The organism is Streptomyces sp. NBC_00207, from assembly GCF_045160965.1.
Taxonomy (GTDB): Bacteria; Actinomycetota; Actinomycetes; order Streptomycetales; family Streptomycetaceae; genus Streptomyces.
This window is the reverse complement of sequence record NZ_CP130715.1, coordinates 6,169,256-6,187,300: the sequence shown is the minus strand read 5'-3', so window position 1 is coordinate 6,187,300 and position 18,045 is coordinate 6,169,256. Positions and strand designations below refer to the sequence as shown.

The 18,045-nt window shown below is 73.3% G+C and carries 13 protein-coding genes; 7 read left to right on the top strand and 6 right to left on the bottom strand.

The window, feature by feature from the left end:
• Nucleotides 1–196 precede the first annotated feature (196 nt).
• Nucleotides 197–970: a protein phosphatase 2C domain-containing protein gene (locus OG472_RS29395; protein ID WP_401606536.1), complete on the top strand. Its 774-nt coding sequence runs from the start codon at nt 197–199 to the stop codon at nt 968–970.
• 28 nt (nt 971–998) lie between these two features.
• Here OG472_RS29395 and OG472_RS29390 read toward each other — a convergent pair whose 3' ends face one another.
• From OG472_RS29390 to OG472_RS29370, 5 genes are all read right to left on the bottom strand, one after another.
• The gene (locus tag OG472_RS29390; protein ID WP_383562940.1) at nt 999–1,439 is read right to left on the bottom strand and encodes a MarR family winged helix-turn-helix transcriptional regulator; all 441 of its coding nucleotides are present in this window, start codon (nt 1,437–1,439) and stop codon (nt 999–1,001) included.
• 184 nt (nt 1,440–1,623) lie between these two features.
• Nucleotides 1,624–4,020, bottom strand: coding sequence for an endopeptidase La (lon, locus tag OG472_RS29385; protein ID WP_405831965.1), 2,397 nt, complete (start codon nt 4,018–4,020; stop codon nt 1,624–1,626).
• Nucleotides 4,021–4,160: 140 nt separating this feature from the next.
• Nucleotides 4,161–4,913 (bottom strand): DUF4097 family beta strand repeat-containing protein, encoded by a 753-nt coding sequence (locus tag OG472_RS29380; protein ID WP_405831963.1) that lies wholly within the window; start codon nt 4,911–4,913, stop codon nt 4,161–4,163.
• 87 nt (nt 4,914–5,000) lie between these two features.
• Nucleotides 5,001–5,888, bottom strand: coding sequence for a sulfurtransferase (locus tag OG472_RS29375; RefSeq protein ID WP_405943217.1), 888 nt, complete (start codon nt 5,886–5,888; stop codon nt 5,001–5,003).
• Nucleotides 5,889–6,489: 601 nt separating this feature from the next.
• Nucleotides 6,490–7,872: a hypothetical protein gene (locus OG472_RS29370; protein WP_405942219.1), complete on the bottom strand. Its 1,383-nt coding sequence runs from the start codon at nt 7,870–7,872 to the stop codon at nt 6,490–6,492.
• 36 nt (nt 7,873–7,908) lie between these two features.
• On the opposite strand from OG472_RS29370, the gene OG472_RS29365 reads away from it, so the two are divergent.
• A complete protein-coding gene (locus tag OG472_RS29365) occupies nt 7,909–8,451 on the top strand; it encodes a hypothetical protein (RefSeq protein WP_401606548.1) in 543 nt (180 codons plus the stop codon).
• Between the two features lie 56 nt (nt 8,452–8,507).
• Here OG472_RS29365 and OG472_RS29360 read toward each other — a convergent pair whose 3' ends face one another.
• A complete protein-coding gene (locus tag OG472_RS29360) occupies nt 8,508–9,173 on the bottom strand; it encodes a TetR/AcrR family transcriptional regulator (RefSeq protein ID WP_401606551.1) in 666 nt (221 codons plus the stop codon).
• Between the two features lie 146 nt (nt 9,174–9,319).
• Between OG472_RS29360 and OG472_RS29355 the strand changes: the two genes are divergently transcribed.
• From OG472_RS29355 to OG472_RS29335, 5 genes are all read left to right on the top strand, one after another.
• Nucleotides 9,320–11,077, top strand: a complete 1,758-nt coding sequence (locus tag OG472_RS29355) for a glycoside hydrolase family 3 protein (RefSeq protein WP_405942218.1) — start codon at nt 9,320–9,322, stop codon at nt 11,075–11,077.
• A gap of 192 nt (nt 11,078–11,269) precedes the next feature.
• The gene (locus tag OG472_RS29350; RefSeq protein WP_327416279.1) at nt 11,270–12,010 is read left to right on the top strand and encodes a response regulator transcription factor; all 741 of its coding nucleotides are present in this window, start codon (nt 11,270–11,272) and stop codon (nt 12,008–12,010) included.
• Nucleotides 12,007–13,122: an ATP-binding protein gene (locus OG472_RS29345; RefSeq protein WP_405942217.1), complete on the top strand. Its 1,116-nt coding sequence runs from the start codon at nt 12,007–12,009 to the stop codon at nt 13,120–13,122. The genes OG472_RS29350 and OG472_RS29345 overlap by 4 nt, the downstream gene beginning before the upstream one ends.
• A 259-nt stretch (nt 13,123–13,381) precedes the next feature.
• Nucleotides 13,382–17,260: a multifunctional oxoglutarate decarboxylase/oxoglutarate dehydrogenase thiamine pyrophosphate-binding subunit/dihydrolipoyllysine-residue succinyltransferase subunit gene (locus OG472_RS29340; RefSeq protein WP_401606558.1), complete on the top strand. Its 3,879-nt coding sequence runs from the start codon at nt 13,382–13,384 to the stop codon at nt 17,258–17,260.
• Nucleotides 17,261–17,543: 283 nt separating this feature from the next.
• Nucleotides 17,544–18,032, top strand: coding sequence for a hypothetical protein (locus OG472_RS29335; protein ID WP_405942216.1), 489 nt, complete (start codon nt 17,544–17,546; stop codon nt 18,030–18,032).
• The last annotated feature ends 13 nt before the right edge of the window (nt 18,033–18,045 follow it).

Sequence of the window (18,045 nt, the reverse complement as noted above, 5' to 3'; positions counted from 1 at the left end):
CTCCGTGGACAGGTGGTTGAAAGATCGATACGGGCTTTGGCAGGATGCCCGCCCACACGTCCGCCCGCCCGCCGGCGCCCCGCCCGGGCCCTCCCGGCCCGGGCCCGGGACGGTTCGCGTACGGGCCCGCTCGCCTCCTCCCGCTTTGGTACGGACCTGAGGGTGCGGCTCGGCCCCCGCCCGGCAGAATGGCGGCATGCGCATCGACCTCGCCTCGGCCCCCGGCAGCGAAGAACGCCCCAATGAGGACTGGGTGTCGGCCGCGATCCCCGCTTCGGGCGGCGGGGTCCTGGTCGCCCTGGACGGGGTCACCCCGCCGGGCGGCGAGGACGGCTGCGTGCACGGAGTTCCGTGGTTCGCGGCCCGCCTCGGCGGCCGATTGACCGAACTGTCCGGATCGCGGCGGGACATGACGCTGGACCGGATTCTGGCCGAGTCCGTCCGCGCCACGGCCGAGGCCCACCGCGACACCTGTGACCTTTCTCACGTCCGCACGCCGCAGGCGACGGTCGTCGTGGTCCGCTGGGACGAGACCCATGTGGAGCACCTCGTGCTCTCGGACTCCGTACTGCTCCTCCAGGCGCCCGGGGGCGAGGTGACGGCAGTGCTCGACGACCGGCTGGACCGGTTGCCGCGCGAGGTGCTGCGCTCGGTGGCGGCGACGGACGCGCTGCGGAACGCGGAGGGCGGCTTCTTCACGGCGGCCGCGGACCCGTCGGTGGCGGCCCGGGCGGTGACCGGGCGCACCCCGCGCGGGCAGGTGCGGGCGGTGGCCGCGCTCACGGACGGGGCGAGCCGGTGGACGGACACGTTCGGGGAGGGCGACTGGTCCGAGTGCATGGCGGTGCTGCGGAAGGAGGGTGCGGAGGGCCTGATCGGCCGGGTCCGCGCCATCGAGTGTGATCCGGCCCGGCCGTCGGCCCGGTACAAGCGGCACGACGACGCGTCGGCGGTCTACGCCGAGCTCTAGAGCCCGGGCGCGGGTCGGGCCGGTGCCCCTACTCGGCGCCCGCGTTCAGCTGGTTCAGCAGCCGGGCCAGTTCCGCCACCTCGCCGCGGTCCCAGTCGGCGAGCTTGCGCATGTACTGCTCGCGCCGTGCGCCCCGCACCCGCAGGAACCGCTCGCGGCCCTCTTCGGTGAGGCCGACCAGGAAGGCCCGGCCGTCGGCCGGGTCCGGCTCGCGGGCCACGAGGCCCAGGACCTCCAGGGCCCGCAGCTGCCGGCTCATGGTGGCCTTGCCGACCCCGAAGTAGGCGGCCAGGTCGGTGGCCCGCTGCCGGCCGGCCGCCTCCAGGCGTACGAGGAGCCCGTACGCGGCGGGCTCCAGCTCGGGGTGGAGTTCGCGGGCCATCTCGCCGGAGGAGGCGCGGGCCCGCCGGAGGAAGACGGACAGCTCCCGCTCCAGGGCAAGGAACTCCTGGTCTTCGCTCCCGTGCACGTCCCGCTCCTTTGATGGTGTGTGGCACCTCGGTGGGTGAGGGGCCAGTATTTCGCAGGGCGCGCGCCGCCGGCCCGGGACCCCGCCGGAGCGGGGAGCCGGGCCGTGTGAGGGGGCGCGGGGCGGGCGCGCAGAGGGCGCGCGGAGTGCGAGGGAGGCACCCGGCGGGCCGTGCGGCCCTCCGTCACGCCGCGGCGGCGACCTCCGCCTCCGCCTGTGCCAGGGCCAGCTCCAGCACCTGGCGCACATCCGTCACCGGGTGCACCTCCAGCCCCTCCAGCACCTCCGCCGGGACGTCGTCCAGGTCGGCCTCGTTCCGCTTCGGGATGATCACCGTGGTCAGCCCGGCCCGGTGCGCGGCCAGCAGCTTCTGCTTGACCCCGCCGATCGGCAGGACCCGCCCGGTCAGCGAGACCTCGCCGGTCATGGCCACGTCGGTGCGCACCTGCCGTCCGGAGAGCAGCGAGGCGAGCGCGGTCGTCATGGTGATGCCGGCGCTCGGGCCGTCCTTGGGCACGGCGCCCGCGGGGAAGTGGATGTGCACGCCGCGGTCCTTCAGGTCGGCGACGGGGAGCTCCAGTTCCGCTCCGTGCGAGCGCAGGAAGCTCAGCGCGATCTGCGCCGACTCCTTCATGACGTCGCCGAGCTGGCCGGTGAGGGTCAGGCCGGCGGCGCCCGTCTCCGGGTCGGCCAGCGAGGCCTCCACGAACAGCACGTCGCCGCCGGCGCCGGTCACCGCGAGGCCGGTGGCCACGCCGGGGACCGCGGTGCGCCGCTCGGCCGGGTCCTGGGCGGACTCGGGCACGTGGTGCGGGCGTCCGATCAGCGCGCGCAGGTCGTCGGCGCCGATGCTGAAGGGCAGCTCGCGCCGGCCCAGCTCGTGCTGGGAGGCGACCTTGCGCAGCAGGCGCGCGATGGACCGCTCCAGGGTGCGGACGCCCGCCTCCCGGGTGTACTCCCCGGCCAGCCTGCGCAGGGCGTCCTCCTGCAGGACCACCTCGTCGGAGCCGAGGCCGGCGCGCTCCAGCTGGCGCGGGAGCAGGTGGTCGCGGGCGATGACGACCTTCTCGTCCTCGGTGTAGCCGTCGAGGCGGACGAGCTCCATCCGGTCGGCCAGCGCCTCCGGGATGGCCTCGAGGACGTTGGCGGTGGCCAGGAAGACGACGTCGCTCAGGTCGAGCTCCACTTCCAGGTAGTGGTCCCGGAAGGTGTGGTTCTGCGCCGGGTCCAGGACCTCCAGCAGGGCGGCCGCCGGGTCGCCGCGGTAGTCGGAGCCCACCTTGTCGATCTCGTCGAGCAGCACCACCGGGTTCATCGACCCGGCCTCCTTGATGGCCCGGACGATCCGGCCGGGCAGGGCGCCGACGTAGGTCCGGCGGTGGCCGCGGATCTCGGCCTCGTCGCGGACGCCGCCGAGGGCGACGCGCACGAACTTGCGGCCCATGGCGTGGGCGACCGACTCCCCGAGGGAGGTCTTGCCGACTCCGGGCGGCCCGACGAGCGCGAGCACGGCCCCGCCGCGGCGGCCGCCGATGACGCCCATGCCGCGTTCGCTGCGCCGCTTCCTGACGGCGAGGTACTCGGTGATGCGGTCCTTCACGTCGCTCAGGCCGGCGTGCTCGGCGTCCAGCACCGCCCGGGCCCCCTGGATGTCGTACCGGTCCTCGGTGCGCTCGTTCCAGGGCAGTTCCAGCACGGTGTCCAGCCAGGTGCGGATCCAGGACCCCTCCGGGCTCTGGTCACTGGCCCGCTCCAGCTTCTCGACCTCCTTGAGCGCGGCCTCCCGCACCTTCTCGGGGAGGTCGGCGGCCTCGACGCGGGCCCGGTAGTCGTCGGACTCCTCGCCGTCCTTCTCCCCGTTCAGCTCGCGCAGTTCCTTGCGTACGGCCTCCAGCTGCCGCCGGAGCAGGAACTCCCGCTGCTGCTTGTCGACGCCGTCCTGCACGTCCTTGGCGATGGACTCCGCCACGTCCTGCTCGGCGAGGTGGTCGCTGAGCGCCTTGATCGCGAGCTTGAGGCGGGCGATGGGGTCGGCGGTCTCCAGCAGTTCGACCTTCTGGTCGACCGTCAGGAACGGTGAGTACCCGGAGTTGTCCGCCAGCGCGGACACCCCTTCGATCTGCTGGACCCGGTCCACGACCTGCCAGGCGCCGCGCTTCTTGAGCCAGCTGGTGGCGAGTGCCTTGTACTCCTTGACGAGCTCGGCCACGGATCCCGGCAGCGGGTCCGGCACGTGCTCGTCCACGGTCTCGCCCTCGACCCAGAGGGCGGCCCCGGGTCCGGTGGTGCCGGCGCCGATACGGACCCGGCCGCGGCCTCGGATGAGCGCCCCGGGGTCCCCGTCGGAGAGCCGCCCCACCTGTTCGACCGTCCCGAGCACACCCGTCGCGGCGTACTTCCCGTCGATCCGCGGCACGAGCAGCACCCGCGGCTTCCCGGTGCCCGCCGCGGCCTGTGCCGCCTCCACGGCCCCGCGCACCTCGGCGTCGGACAGCTCCAGCGGAACGACCATTCCGGGCAGCACGACCTCGTCGTCGAGCGGCAGTACGGGCAGGGTGAGTGTGGCGGACGTCGAAGCCATGATCTTCCCTCCGGCAGTGAAGTTGAGCTATGCCGACTCAATGCATGTGCGCCCCCCGATGTTCCCCAACCCCCGTTCGCCGGGGGCGAACAGGGGTGGGGGCCGGTGGGAGCGCGTGGAGGCCGTTCTCGTGGCGGCCGTCACACGGCGGAGATCCGGACGTCGCCCGAGGTGGTCTTCGCGGAGAGCCGGGAGGGGGCCGAGGGGTCCGCCCCCAGCGTGATGTCGCGGGCGCCGGAGGTGGTGGAGACGTCGACCCGGTAGGGGGCCGTGGGGACCTTCAGCGTGACGTCGCCCGAGGTGGTCTCGGCGAGCACCGAGGACGGGGCCGTGGTGAAGTCCATGCGGGCGTCGCCCGAGTCCGAGTGGACGTCCGCGTTCGGGCCGGACAGGCCGGCCGCGATGATGTCGCCCGAGGAGGTACGGATCTTCAGCGGGCCCGTGATGCGCTCGGCGCGGACCTCGCCGGAGTCGGCCTCCACCTCGGCGGCCGCCACGCCCGTGACGGTGATGCGGCCGCTGCTGCTCTCCAGCTTGACCCTGGCGGAGGCGGGGACCTCCAGGCGGTAGTCGATGTAGCAGCTGCCGGAGCAGCCGTTGGAGAAGGTGAGCACGCCCCCGCTGACCTGCTGGCCGGGGGCGGGGGCCGGGTCGCCGCGGTAGTGGACGGTGCGGCGGACCGTGACGCCGGGACCCGTCCCCGGGGTGACCTCGATCGAGCCCGCCCGGGCGTCCGTCACCTCGACCGCCGTGACCGCCTCGGTGACCGTGGTGTCGGCGGTCGCCGTCTTCTTCGGTCCGTCCGAGAAGGAGCAGCCGGCCAGCAGGAATCCGGCGCCGAGGACGGCGACCGCGGTGCGGACGAGGCGGTGTGACGCGGCGTGAGAAGTCATGGACCGATCCTCGCGCGCCGCCGCCGCCGGGCCGATGGGGCCGGTACCCGGACCCCGGGTGGGGTTAACCCCCCGCCGGCCGGGCGCCTACGGGCCGGTCACGACCGGGCGCAGCGGCGAGGGCACGCCCCACTCGCTCCAGGAGCCGTCGTAGACGGCGAGCTGTCCGTATCCGGCGAGGTCGGCGCCGAGGGCCAGCACGCAGGCGGTGACCCCGGAGCCGCAGCTGAAGTAGAGGCGTTCGCGCCCGCCCACGACCTCCGCGAAGGCCGCGCGGAGCTCCCCGGCCGGGCGCATCAGGCCGTCGGGGTCCTGGAGTTCGCCGAACGGCAGGTTGACCGCGCCCGGCATGTGCCCGCCGCGCAGGCCCGGGCGGGGCTCGGGGGCGGTGCCGGCGAAGCGCCCGCGGGTGCGGGCGTCGACGACGGCCGCTGCCGGATCGGCCAGGGCCGCGGCGACGGCCTCGGCGCCGACCAGCAGCCCGGGGCGGGGCCGCGGGGTGAAGGAGCCGCGCGGGCCGTCGTAGGCCGGGCCGGTGTCCTCGACGGGCAGGCCGGCGGCGGTCCAGGCGGGCAGTCCCCCGTCGAGGACGGCGACCCGGTCGAAGCCCATGGCGCGCAGCATCCACCAGGCGCGGGCGCTGGAGTAGATCCCGGCGCCGTCGTAGACGACGACGGTGTCCGAGTCGCAGACCCCGAGCGCGCGCATGGCCTCGGCGAAGGCCCGGGCCCCGGGCATGGTGTGCGGGGCGGGGGCCTCGTGGTCGGACAGGGCTCCGTCGAGGTCGAAGGGGCGAGCCTCCGGAATCCGACGCTCCGCACCCCGGTGGGCACCGACGGAGGCATCGAGAACCACCAGCCCGGCCGCCCCGAGCCGCCCGCCCAGCCACTCCACCCCGACGAGCGCCCCGGGCAGCGGTCCGGCCTCGGACCCGGGCAGCGGTCCGGCCTCGGACCCGGCCCCCGACCCGGGCATCCGTCCGGCCTCCGGCCCGGAAGGCGATTCGGCCTCCGCCCTCGGCAGCCGTCCGGCCTCCGCCCCGCCCCATGCCCCGGTCTCCGACCCGCGCGGCGCGCCGGCGAGCGGTCCCGCCGGTTCGCCGGCCGCCCGTCCTCCCGGCGCCGGTTCGCCCACCGCTGCGGGTACGGGCTCCTGGGGCGCGGCGTTCTGGGGCGTGGGCATTCGGCACCTCCGGCTGTGCGACGCGGGTCGCCCCATCCTCCTCCGCGCCCCAGGGCGCCGGCCGGGCGGGTCAGCGGCGGCGGCAGCCACGCCGGTCGCATGCAGACCCGTTGCATCCGCCCCGCAGGTCGGCCCGCGCACCAGCCCACGCACCGGCCCGCCTGCAGGGACGCCGGCGCCGGGCGCCCCCGCGAGCGGACCCGGGCCAGGGCACCCGCCCGACCGCCGGCACCAGTTCCAGCGCAGGTCGGCGCACCCGCGGCATCCGGGACACCCGTCCGACAGGTCGGCCCGCACACCAGCCCGCGCACCGGCCCGCACACCGGCCCGCCTGCAGGCACGCCAACAACAGGCGCCCCCTGCGCGGACGCGGGCCGGCACCCGCCGGGCCGGGTCAGCGGCAGGCGCCCCGGTGGGCGTAGACCGCGATGCGGGCTCCGCGGACGGCGGTCGTCGAGCACAGTTCGAACCGGGTGGCCAGGGCCTCCCGCTTGACCGCCTCCCGCGGATACGGGTCCAGCGGCTGACCGGGCGGGTCCAGCAGGGCGATCACCCGCGGCGAGGCGAGCAGGGCCGAGCGGATCCGGTCCGGGGGCAGCTCGGTGCCCTGGAGGCTGTGCGAAGCGGCCGGGGTGCGGTCCAGAGCCAGGTCGCGCAGTTCCGCGTACGTCTCGGGCGAGGAGAGCAGCCACTCGCGCCGGCGCGAGGGCATGAACACCACCGCGTCCCCCGGCCGGGCCCGCTCCCGGACCGCCGCGGCCACCGCGAGGACGTCGTCCTTGCGGCTCTCGGGCGTACGGAGCCACACCGACCAGATGCCGAACGGCACGAGCAGCGCCCCGGCCAGCACCCACGGCCACCACCCGCGAGCCGCCGCCAGCCTCGCCCCGGCCAGCAGGGCGGGTCCGGCCAGCGCATAGAGCACGTACCGGTCGACGTACCAGGGGTGCAGCAGGGAGATCACCATCAGCAGCCCGGGCGGCAGCAGGGTGAGGGGCAGCGCCACCCGAACGAGGTCTTTCGCGGCCCCCCGCGCGAGCAGCAGGGCCGCGCCGCCCACCACCCCGTACGCCGTCCAGTCCTGCCAGCTCGGCCTGCCGAGCCAGCCGAGCTGCTGCTCGGCCTGCCGGGCACTCACCACGGCCAGCGGCAGCAGGAGGACGAGCACGGCCGCGGCGCTCCACCGCCAGCCGCGCGAGCGCCACGCGGTGAAGGCGTGGGCGAGCAGGGCCAGTACGGCGAACTCGTGCAGCCAGCAGCCGAGCAGCAGCACCACCGTGTACGCCGCCCACCGCTCCCGCAGCATCAGGTACGTCGCCCACACCACGGCGGCCGCGACCAGGGCGTACGAGCGCCCCTCCTGGGCGTACATCTGTACGGGCGGGAGGACGGCGTACACGCAGCCGGCGATCAGCGCGGCCCGCTCCCCCACCAGCCGGTGGGCGACGGCGGCCACCCCGGCGGCCGCGAGCGCGGTGGCGGCGACGGAGGGCAGCCGCAGCGCCCACAGGCCGCCGTCCCAGAGCTGGAACACCCCGTGCATGAGCAGGTAGTACAGGCCGTGGACGGCGTCGACGCCGCCCAGCAGCTCCCAGATCCCGCCGAGCGGCCGGTGGGCCACCTGCCAGGTGACGGACTCGTCGCGCCACATGCTGCCGTTGCGCTCCAGGCCCCAGAGGCCGAGGACCACGGCGAGCAGCGGCGGCAGCAGTCGCCAGGGGGCGATCCGGCTGATGTCGGCCTCCGTGGGCTGTCGGAACGGGTGTGCGGACTCCATACTCGGGGTTGGACGGGAGTGACTGCGGAGGTGGGTGTGGGCGCGTTACGAGCGGCGGCGGGCCTGGTACTGGCTGCGGCATTGCTGACGGGATGCGGACCGTCCCCCTCCGGCGACGGTGACGGCACGCCCCCGAAGGCGTCCGCGGAGTCGCGTCCGGGTCCGACCGGGAGCGCCCCCGGCTCCGGAACGAGCCCGGGCCCCACGGCGAGCCCCACGGCCGGCCGGGTCCCCGCCCCCGGCGAGACCCTGGTCCGCGTCACCCGCAGCGGTGGCTTCGCCGGCCAGACCCACACCCTCATCGTCAAGGGCGACGGCTCCTGGACCCTGCTGGACGCCAAGGCGAAGCAGGAGCGCACCGGCACGATGCCGGAGGCCGGGCTCGCCACCCTGCGCACCGCCCTGCAGGAGGCGGACTTCGCCCACCTGCCCAGGGTCGCCACGGGCGGCCCCACGATCTACGACGGTTACTTCTACGCCTTCGTGCACGGCGGCTACGAGGTGGCGGGCGACCAGGGCTCCCTGCCGCCGGCCCTGACGAAGGTGGTGGACGCCCTGCCCTCCTTCACGGCGGGCTAGGACACCAGGGCCCGGGACACCCGGCCCAGGAAACGGCCCGGCCCGGGACACCCTGCCTAGGACACGGCCGGGGCCGGCCGGTCCGTCCCGGCCGCCGAGAGCTCCCGCAGCAGCCGGTCCAGGAACCCGCGCAGCCGGGCCGGCATGTCCACGTTCCCGGGCGTCAGCACCCACTGGATCTGCAGGCCGTCCATGACGGCGATGATCTCCCGTCCGGCGGCCTCGCAGTCGGCGTCGGGGCGCAGTTCGCCGCGCGCGACGCCCGCCTCCAGCACGTCGACGGTGTGGCCGAGCACGCGGGCGTAGCGCTGCTCGAAGTACCCGTGGGCGGGATGCCCGGGGTCGGCGGCCTCGCCGACCAGGGTGTTGAACATCCGGACGATCCCGGGCCGCCGCTCGTTGTCCGCGGCGAGGCCCACGAGGGTGGTGAAGTACGCGGCGACCGATGCGGCGGGTTCGCCGAAGAGCCGCTCCACGTCGTGCCGCTCGCTCTGTGCGAGCACCGAAAGCAGCAGGTCCTCCTTGCCTCGGAAGTGGTGCAGCAGCCCGCCCTGGGTGATTCCGCAGCCGGCCGAGATCCGGGCCAGCGAGGAGGCGTGGAAGCCCCACTGCGCGAAGTGCTCGACGGCGGTGTCGAGGATCTTCTGCCGGCGGGCGTCGCCCACCGCGTAGGTCCCGCGCCCGGCGCCCTTCGGAGCCGCCCGCCCCGTGTCCCGTGCCATGCGCACCACCCTAGACGCCGCCCGTTCCCGCCCTCACGGGGAGTGATCCAGGTCACTTTTCAAAAACCTAGCGGGTACAAGGTTTCCACCTCTACCGTGACGCCACGCCGCCGATCCGCCCGGTCACGCAGTCCAGGAGCCCCGCCGTGAACGCAATCCCCGAGTACCAGGACGCCTCCCTCCCCGTCGACCGGCGCGTGGCCGATCTGCTCTCCCGGATGACGCTGGAGGAGAAGGCCGGCCAGCTCTTCCACTCGATGCTGATGATGAACGCGGACGGCAGCCCGGTCACCGAGACCGACGGCTCGATGCTCCCCTTCACCACGCCCGAGCTGGTCGAGGACCGCTTCCTGTCGCACTTCAACCTGCTCGGCACCTACGGGGCCTTCGAGATGGCCCGGTGGCAGAACACCGTCCAGGAGATGGCCGCGGCCACCCGCCTCGGCATCCCGGTCACCCTCTCGACCGACCCGCGCCACGCCTTCACCGACAACATCGGCGCCTCCTTCAACGCCGGCGCCTTCTCCGCCTGGCCGGAGGCGCTGGGCCTGGCCGCGATCGGTGATCCCGAGCTCGTCCACCGGTTCGCCGACACCGTCCGCCGCGAGTACCTCGCCGTCGGCTTCCGCGTCGCCCTGCACCCGCAGATCGACCTGGCCACCGAGCCCCGCTGGGCCCGCCAGACCGGAACCTTCGGCTCCGATGCCGACCTGACCGCCCGGCTCGTCCAGGCGTACGTACGCGGCCTCCAGGGCCCGGCCCTCGGCCCCGGATCGGTGTCCGCCATGGTCAAGCACTTCCCCGGCGGCGGCCCCCAGAAGGACGGCGAGGACCCGCACTTCGCGCACGGCAAGGAGCAGGTCTACCCGGGCGGCATGCGGGAGCACCACCTGGAGCCGTTCAAGGCCGCGATAGCCGCCGGGTGCGCGCAGATGATGCCGTACTACGGCCAGCCGATGGGCACGGACTGGGAGGAGGTCGGCTTCGGCTTCAGCAAGGGCGTGGTCACCGGCCTGCTCCGGGAGGAGCTCGGCTTCGACGGCATCGTCTGCACCGACTGGGGGCTGCTCAACGACGCGACGATCTTCGGGCAGGTGCATCCGGCGCGCGCCTGGGGCGTGGAGCACCTGAGCGTGGCCGAGCGGGCGGCCCGCGCCCTGGAGGCCGGCTGCGACCAGTTCGGCGGCGAGCAGTGCCCGGAGGTCGTGGTGGAGCTGGTCCGCTCGGGCCGCGTCGCCGAGTCCCGGATCGACGAGTCCGTACGCCGGCTGCTGCGCGAGAAGTTCGCGCTCGGCCTGTTCGAGAACCCGTACGTGGACCCGGACGCGGCGGCCGAGACCGTGGGCCGGGCCGACTTCGCGGCCCTGGGCGACGCGGCCCAGCGCCGTTCCCTGACCGTCCTCACCAATCCGGACGGCCTGCTGCCGCTGCGCGGGCGGCCGAGGCTGTACGTGCGGGGCGTGGACGAGGCGGTGGCCGCCGGGTACGGCGAGGTGGTCGACGGACCGGCCGGCGCGGACCTGGCCGTCCTGCGCCTGCGGACCCCGTACGAGCCCCGGGAGAACCTCTTCGAGTCCTTCTTCCACTCGGGCTCGCTGGCCTTCCCCGAGCCGGAGCTGGCCGAGATCCTGGCCCTCCTGGACCGGGTCCCCACCCTGGTCTGCATCAACCTGGAGCGGGCCGCCGTCATCCCGGAGATCGCCGAACGCGCGGCCGCCCTGATCGCCGACTACGGCGCCTCGGACGCCGCCCTGCTGGACGTGGCCTTCGGCCGCGCCGTCCCGCAGGGCCGCCTCCCCTTCGAGCTCCCGCGCTCGATGGAAGCGGTCGCGGCCTCCCGTCCCGATGTGCCGAACGACACCCTCGACCCCGTCTTCCCGCACGGGCACGGACTGGCCCTCTGAGGGGCCGCAGACGGCGGGGCACCTGACCGGTCCCGCCCGCCGGGTGCCGGTCCCGTGGGGGGTCCGGCACCCGGTACATATCATTCCGCTTACGCTGCTCCAGCACATATGCCATGTCCGAACCCCACGTAGCCGCAGGCCGGTGCCTCCTCTACGCTGCACCCCATTCACGCGGGATCTTCAGGGGCGGACATGGAACAGACACACACCACGCACAACGGCGCCGCGGCGACACCCGGCGCCCAGCGGCGTGTGCTCGTCGTCGAGGACGACCACACCATCGCCGAGGCCATCGCGGCCCGCCTGCGCGCCGAGGGGTTCCAGGTGCAGACGGCGGCGGACGGCCCTGCCGCCGTCGCCGCGGCCGAGAGCTGGCTGCCGGAGCTGCTGGTCCTGGACGTCATGCTGCCCGGCTTCGACGGACTGGAGGTCTGCCGCCGGGTCCAGGCACAGCGGCCGGTCCCGGTGCTGATGCTCACCGCGCGGGACGACGAGACCGACCTGCTGGTGGGGCTCGGGGTCGGCGCGGACGACTACATGACGAAGCCGTTCTCGATGCGCGAGCTGGCCGCACGGGTCCACGTGCTGCTGCGCCGCGTGGAGCGGGCCACGATCGCCGCGCACACCCCGCGCGGGGCCACCCTGCGCCTGGGCGATCTGGAGATCGACCACGCGCAGCGCCGGGTCCGCGTGCAGACCGAGGACGTGCACCTGACGCCGACCGAGTTCGACCTGCTGGTGTGCCTGGCGGGGACCCCGCGGGCGGTGCTCTCCCGGGAGCAGCTGCTGGCCGAGGTGTGGGACTGGGCCGACGCGTCCGGGACCCGTACGGTCGACAGCCACATCAAGGCCCTGCGGCGCAAGATCGGCGCGGAGCGGATCCGTACGGTCCACGGCGTCGGGTACGCCCTGGAGACCCCGGCCCAGCCGTGAGCGGCCCGCCGGCCGGACCGAGGCAGCGGCAAAGGCAGCGGCAGCGGCCCGCCGGGGGGCTGCGGCCCTTCTCGCCGTTCTCGATCAAGACCAAGCTGGGCACGCTGGTGGTGGTCTCGGTCTTCATCACGACCGGCCTGCTGCTGGTGGCCCTGCGCACCGACACCGAGCTGCGCTTCATCACCGTCTTCTCGGTGATCGCCTCGATGCTGATCACGCAGTTCGTGGCGCACAGCCTGACGGCCCCGCTGGACGACATGACGACGGTGGCCCGGGCGATATCCCACGGCGACTACACCCGCCGGGTGCGCGGGGCCGGGCGCCGCGACGAGCTGGGCGACCTGGCCTCCACCATCAACCTCATGGCGGACGACCTGGAGGCCGTGGACCGGCACCGCAAGGAGCTGGTCGCCAACGTCTCGCACGAGCTGCGCACGCCGATCGCCGCGCTGCGTGCCGTGCTGGAGAACGTGGTGGACGGGGTCTCGGCCGCCGATCCCGAGACCATGCGCACGATGCTGAAGCAGACCGAGCGCCTCGGCGGGCTCGTGGAGACCCTGCTGGACCTGTCCCGGGTGGACAACGGCGTGGTCCCGCTGCGCGCCCGCCGCTTCGAGGTGTGGCCGTACCTCTCGGGGGTGCTGAAGGAGTCGCGGCTGGCGGCCGCCGGACGGCCGGGGCTGCTCTCCGGCTCGGGCGGGCACACCCGCAATGACGTGCACCTGCACCTGGACGTCTTCCCGCCCGAGCTGTGGGCGTACGCGGACAACGAGCGCCTGCACCAGGTGGTGGCGAACCTGATCGACAACGCGGTCAAGCACAGCCCCCCGCACGGCCGGGTCACGGTCCGCGCCCGGGCCGGCGACGCGCCCGGCGGCCTGGTCCTGGAGGTGCGGGACGAGGGTCCCGGCATCCCGGAGGCGGAGCGCCACCGGGTCTTCGAGCGGTTCAACCGGGGCAGCGCCCGCGGGGGCGACGGCGGCACCGGACTGGGGCTGGCGATCGCCCGCTGGGCCGTGGAGCTGCACGGGGGGCGGATCGGAGTGGCCGAATCGTCACGCGGCTGCCGCATCCTCGTCACGCTTCCGGGCAGCTCGCAGGCTCCGTGTTGACGTAGGGTTCGAGTGGGAAGGACATGATCTCGGCCACACGTACCCGGGGTCCGTCAGGGGTGCGAAGCCAAGGGGGCCGCAACCTCGGTGCCCCCTACCCGAACCACACTTGTTTCCCGCCATTCCAGGCGGTGAAACCCGCCGTTCGATGTGACCTGCGCGACGGATGTCCCGCCCGGTCTGCATCTCACGGTCCAGGAGGCGTAGCCTTTATTCCCGCTGTCCATACCTTGTGAAGCGGAAGAGGGCGGTTGCCGCCGTGTCGCCACAGTCCCCCAGTAACTCGAGCACCACGACCGAAGCAGCAGAGGGCGGGAAGAACCCTGCCTCAGGCTTCGGTGCCAATGAGTGGCTCGTCGACGAGATCTATCAGCAGTACCTCCAGGACCCGAATTCGGTCGACCGGGCCTGGTGGGACTTCTTCGCCGACTACAAGCCGGGGGGCGTCGCCGCTCCGGTGAAGTCCGACGGTGCGGAGAAGCCCACGACGACGACGGACGGCGCCTCCGCACAGGCCGCCACCACCGTCGCCCAGGCCCCGCAGGTCGCCGACGCCGCCACGGGGGCGGCGAGCGCCGCGCCCGCGACCGCCGCCCCGGCTCCCGCGCCCACGCCTGTGTCAGCTCCTGCCCCTGCTCCTGCCACCCCCTCTGGTGCCCCTGCTGTGACTGTCACCTCCCAGGCCCCGGCCGCCGCACCGGCCGCGCCCGCCCCCTCCGCCGTAGCCCCCCAGAAGGCCGCGCCCGCCACCGAGGCCCCCGCGGGCCCCGAGCTGGTGACGCTCCGCGGCCCGTCGGCTGCCGTAGCCAAGAACATGAACGCCTCCCTGGAAGTGCCGACGGCCACGTCCGTCCGCGCCGTCCCGGTGAAGCTGCTGTTCGACAACCGCATCGTCATCAACAACCACCTCAAGCGCGCCCGGGGCGGGAAGATCTCCTTCACGCACCTGATCGGCTACGCGATGGTGCAGGCGATCAAGGCCATGCCGGGCATGAACCACTCCTTCGCGGAGAAGGACGGCAAGCCGACCCTGGTCAAGCCGGAGCACATCAACTTCGGCCTCGCGATCGACCTGGTGAAGCCCAACGGCGACCGCCAGCTCGTCGTCGCCGGCATCAAGAAGGCCGAGACCCTCAACTTCTTCGAGTTCTGGCAGGCCTACGAGGACATCGTCCGCCGCGCCCGCGTCGGCAAGCTGACGATGGACGACTTCACCGGCGTGACGGTCTCCCTCACCAACCCCGGCGGCCTCGGCACCGTGCACTCCGTGCCCCGCCTGATGCCCGGGCAGTCGGTCATCATGGGCGTCGGCTCCATGGACTACCCCGCCGAGTTCCAGGGCACCTCGCAGGACACCCTGAACAAGCTGGGCATCTCCAAGGTCATGACCCTGACCTCGACCTACGACCACCGGGTCATCCAGGGCGCGGCCTCCGGCGAGTTCCTGCGCATCGTCGCGAACCTGCTGCTCGGCGAGAACGGCTTCTACGACGACGTCTTCGAGGCGCTGCGCATCCCGTACGAGCCGGTCCGCTGGAACCGCGACATCGACGCCTCGCACGACGACGACGTCACCAAGGCCGCCCGCGTCTTCGAGCTGATCCACTCCTACCGGGTCCGCGGCCACGTCATGGCCGACACCGACCCGCTGGAGTACAAGCAGCGCAAGCACCCCGACCTCGACATCACCGAGCACGGCCTCACCCTGTGGGACCTGGAGCGCGAGTTCGCGGTCGGCGGCTTCTCCGGCAAGTCGATGATGAAGCTGCGCGACATCCTCGGCGTGCTGCGCGACTCGTACTGCCGCACCACCGGCGTCGAGTTCATGCACATCCAGGACCCCAAGCAGCGCCGCTGGATCCAGGACCGCATCGAGCGCCCGCACTCCAAGCCGGAGCGCGAGGAGCAGCTGCGGATCCTGCGCCGCCTGAACGCCGCCGAGGCCTTCGAGACCTTCCTGCAGACGAAGTACGTCGGCCAGAAGCGCTTCTCCCTGGAGGGCGGCGAGTCCGTCATCCCGCTGCTCGACGCCGTCATCGACTCGGCCGCCGAGGCCCGCCTCGAAGAGGTCGTCATCGGCATGGCCCACCGTGGCCGCCTGAACGTGCTCGCGAACATCGTCGGCAAGTCGTACGCGCAGATCTTCCGCGAGTTCGAGGGCAACCTCGACCCGAAGTCCATGCACGGCTCCGGCGACGTCAAGTACCACCTGGGCGCCGAGGGCACCTTCACCGGCCTGGACGGCGAGCAGATCAAGGTCTCGCTCGTCGCGAACCCCTCGCACCTGGAGGCGGTCGACCCGGTCCTGGAGGGTGTCGCCCGCGCCAAGCAGGACGTCATCAACAAGGGCGGCACGGACTTCACGGTCCTCCCGCTCGCGCTCCACGGCGACGCGGCCTTCGCCGGCCAGGGCGTCGTCGCCGAGACGCTGAACATGTCTCAGCTGCGCGGCTACCGCACCGGCGGCACCGTGCACGTGGTCATCAACAACCAGGTCGGCTTCACCGCCGCCCCGGAGTCCTCGCGTTCGTCCATGTACGCGACCGACGTGGCCCGCATGATCGAGGCCCCGATCTTCCACGTGAACGGCGACGACCCGGAGGCGGTCGTCCGCGTTGCCCGTCTGGCGTTCGAGTTCCGCCAGGCGTTCAACAAGGACGTGGTCATCGACCTCATCTGCTACCGCCGCCGCGGCCACAACGAGTCCGACAACCCGGCCTTCACGCAGCCGCTGATGTACGACCTGATCGACAAGAAGCGCTCGGTGCGCAAGCTCTACACCGAGTCCCTCATCGGTCGCGGCGACATCACCCTGGAAGAGGCCGAGCAGGCGCTCCAGGACTTCCAGGGCCAGCTGGAGAAGGTCTTCGCGGAGGTCCGCGAGGCCTCCACGGCTCCGGCCGCCGGCGCCCCGGTGACGCCCGCGCAGACCGCGCAGGAGTTCCCGGTCGCCGTGAACACCGCGATCTCGCAGGACGTCGTCAAGCGGATCGCCGAGTCCCAGGTCACCATCCCCGAGGGCGTCACCGTCCACCCGCGCCTGCTGCCGCAGCTGCAGCGCCGCGCGGCGATGATCGACGAGGGCACCATCGACTGGGGCATGGGCGAGACCCTGGCCTTCGGTTCGCTGCTGATGGAGGGCACCCCGGTCCGGCTGTCCGGCCAGGACTCCCGCCGCGGCACCTTCGGCCAGCGCCACGCGGTCCTCATCGACCGGGAGACGGGCGAGGACTACACCCCGCTGCTCTACCTGTCGGACGACCAGGCCCGCTACAACGTCTACGACTCGCTGCTCTCCGAGTACGCGGCCATGGGCTTCGAGTACGGCTACTCGCTGGCCCGCCCGGACGCGCTGGTCCTCTGGGAGGCCCAGTTCGGTGACTTCGTCAACGGCGCCCAGACCGTCGTCGACGAGTTCATCTCCTCGGCCGAGCAGAAGTGGGGCCAGACCTCCGGCGTCACCCTGCTCCTCCCGCACGGCTACGAGGGCCAGGGCCCGGACCACTCGTCCGCGCGTCCCGAGCGCTTCCTCCAGATGTGCGCGCAGGACAACATGACGGTCGCGATGCCGACCCTGCCGTCGAACTACTTCCACCTGCTGCGCTGGCAGGTCCACAACCCGCACCACAAGCCGCTCATCGTCTTCACCCCGAAGTCGATGCTGCGTCTGAAGGCGGCGGCGTCGAAGGCGGAGGAGTTCACGACCGGCTCGTTCCGTCCGGTCATCGGTGACAGCACGGTGGACGCGAACGCGGTCCGCAAGGTCGTCTTCTGCGCCGGCAAGGTCTACTACGACCTGGAGGCCGAGCGCGAGAAGCGCGGCATCACCGACACCGCCATCATCCGCATCGAGCGCCTGTACCCCCTCGCGGGTGCGGAGCTCCAGGCGGAGATCGCCAAGTTCCCGAACGCGGCGAAGTACATCTGGGCCCAGGAAGAGCCGGCGAACCAGGGTGCGTGGCCGTTCATCGCGCTGAACCTGATCGACCACCTCGACCTGGCGGTCGGCGCGGACGTCCCGGCGGGCGAGCGCCTGCGGCGCATCTCGCGCCCGCACGGCTCGTCGCCGGCGGTCGGCTCCGCGAAGCGCCACCAGGCGGAGCAGCAGCTCCTGCTGAACGAGGTCTTCGAGGCGTAGTCCTCGCAGCTCGCCGGAAGGCCCGGCCCCTCACGGGGGCCGGGCCTTCCGGCGTTCCGGGCCCGGCAGCCCCGGCCAGGCGGCCCGGGCCGGCGCATCCTCCCGGTGGCCCACCACTGCCGCGCCGTCCCGTCAAGCCACGTCCTTGCGTGACGTGACCGGGACCGTCGACGTCGCGCGTACTGGAAACGTGCTCACGCGGCGACGACCGCGTGAGCACGGACCCCCGTCAGAGACCCGGCGGCGCCCTCCGCCGCCGGACCCGCGCCTTCGAGGAGCCCGCATGTCCACCGCCGTCCACGCCCCGACCCCCGCCCGGCCCGAGCAGCGGATCGCCCGCTTCGTGATGCCCGTCGCCTGCGCCGCCGTCATCTGCGGAGCCGTCGCGCTGCCGGCATCGGCGGCGGCCGCCCCACCGCCCCGGTCCGCGGTCGGCGTGAGCTCCGGCGTCGACCCCAACCCTCACGTCTCGCGCCACGGCGGCGCCTACGGGCCGAACACCTGCATGACCAGCTACGTCTGGCGCGACAGCTACGACGGGGACTCCTACTGCGTCACGCCGCAGATACGCGACTGGAACCACGCGCAGAACCCGAACCGCCAGCCCGGCGGCGGCGCCTACGGGCCGTCCACGTGCAAGCCCGGCTACGTCTGGCGTGAGAAGTGGGAGGGCGACGTCAAATGCGTCACGCCCGACGAGCGCGACCGGGTCAAGGGCCAGGGCAGGCAGGTCGACAACGGCCCCCACACCACCGGGATACCGGGCGCGTAGCCCCTCCGGGGGC

Excerpts from the sequence above, each read along its gene's own strand:
- OG472_RS29335 (WP_405942216.1), top strand. The coding sequence starts at position 17,544 with ATGTCCACCGCCGTCCACGCCCCGACCCCCGCCCGGCCCGAGCAGCGG.
- lon (WP_405831965.1), bottom strand. The coding sequence starts at position 4,020 with ATGGCTTCGACGTCCGCCACACTCACCCTGCCCGTACTGCCGCTCGAC.
- OG472_RS29350 (WP_327416279.1), top strand. The coding sequence starts at position 11,270 with ATGGAACAGACACACACCACGCACAACGGCGCCGCGGCGACACCCGGC.
- OG472_RS29370 (WP_405942219.1), bottom strand. The coding sequence starts at position 7,872 with ATGGAGTCCGCACACCCGTTCCGACAGCCCACGGAGGCCGACATCAGC.
- OG472_RS29380 (WP_405831963.1), bottom strand. The coding sequence starts at position 4,913 with ATGACTTCTCACGCCGCGTCACACCGCCTCGTCCGCACCGCGGTCGCC.
- OG472_RS29375 (WP_405943217.1), bottom strand. The coding sequence starts at position 5,888 with ATGCCCGGGTCGGGGGCCGGGTCCGAGGCCGGACCGCTGCCCGGGTCC.
- OG472_RS29360 (WP_401606551.1), bottom strand. The coding sequence starts at position 9,173 with ATGGCACGGGACACGGGGCGGGCGGCTCCGAAGGGCGCCGGGCGCGGG.
- OG472_RS29395 (WP_401606536.1), top strand. The coding sequence starts at position 197 with ATGCGCATCGACCTCGCCTCGGCCCCCGGCAGCGAAGAACGCCCCAAT.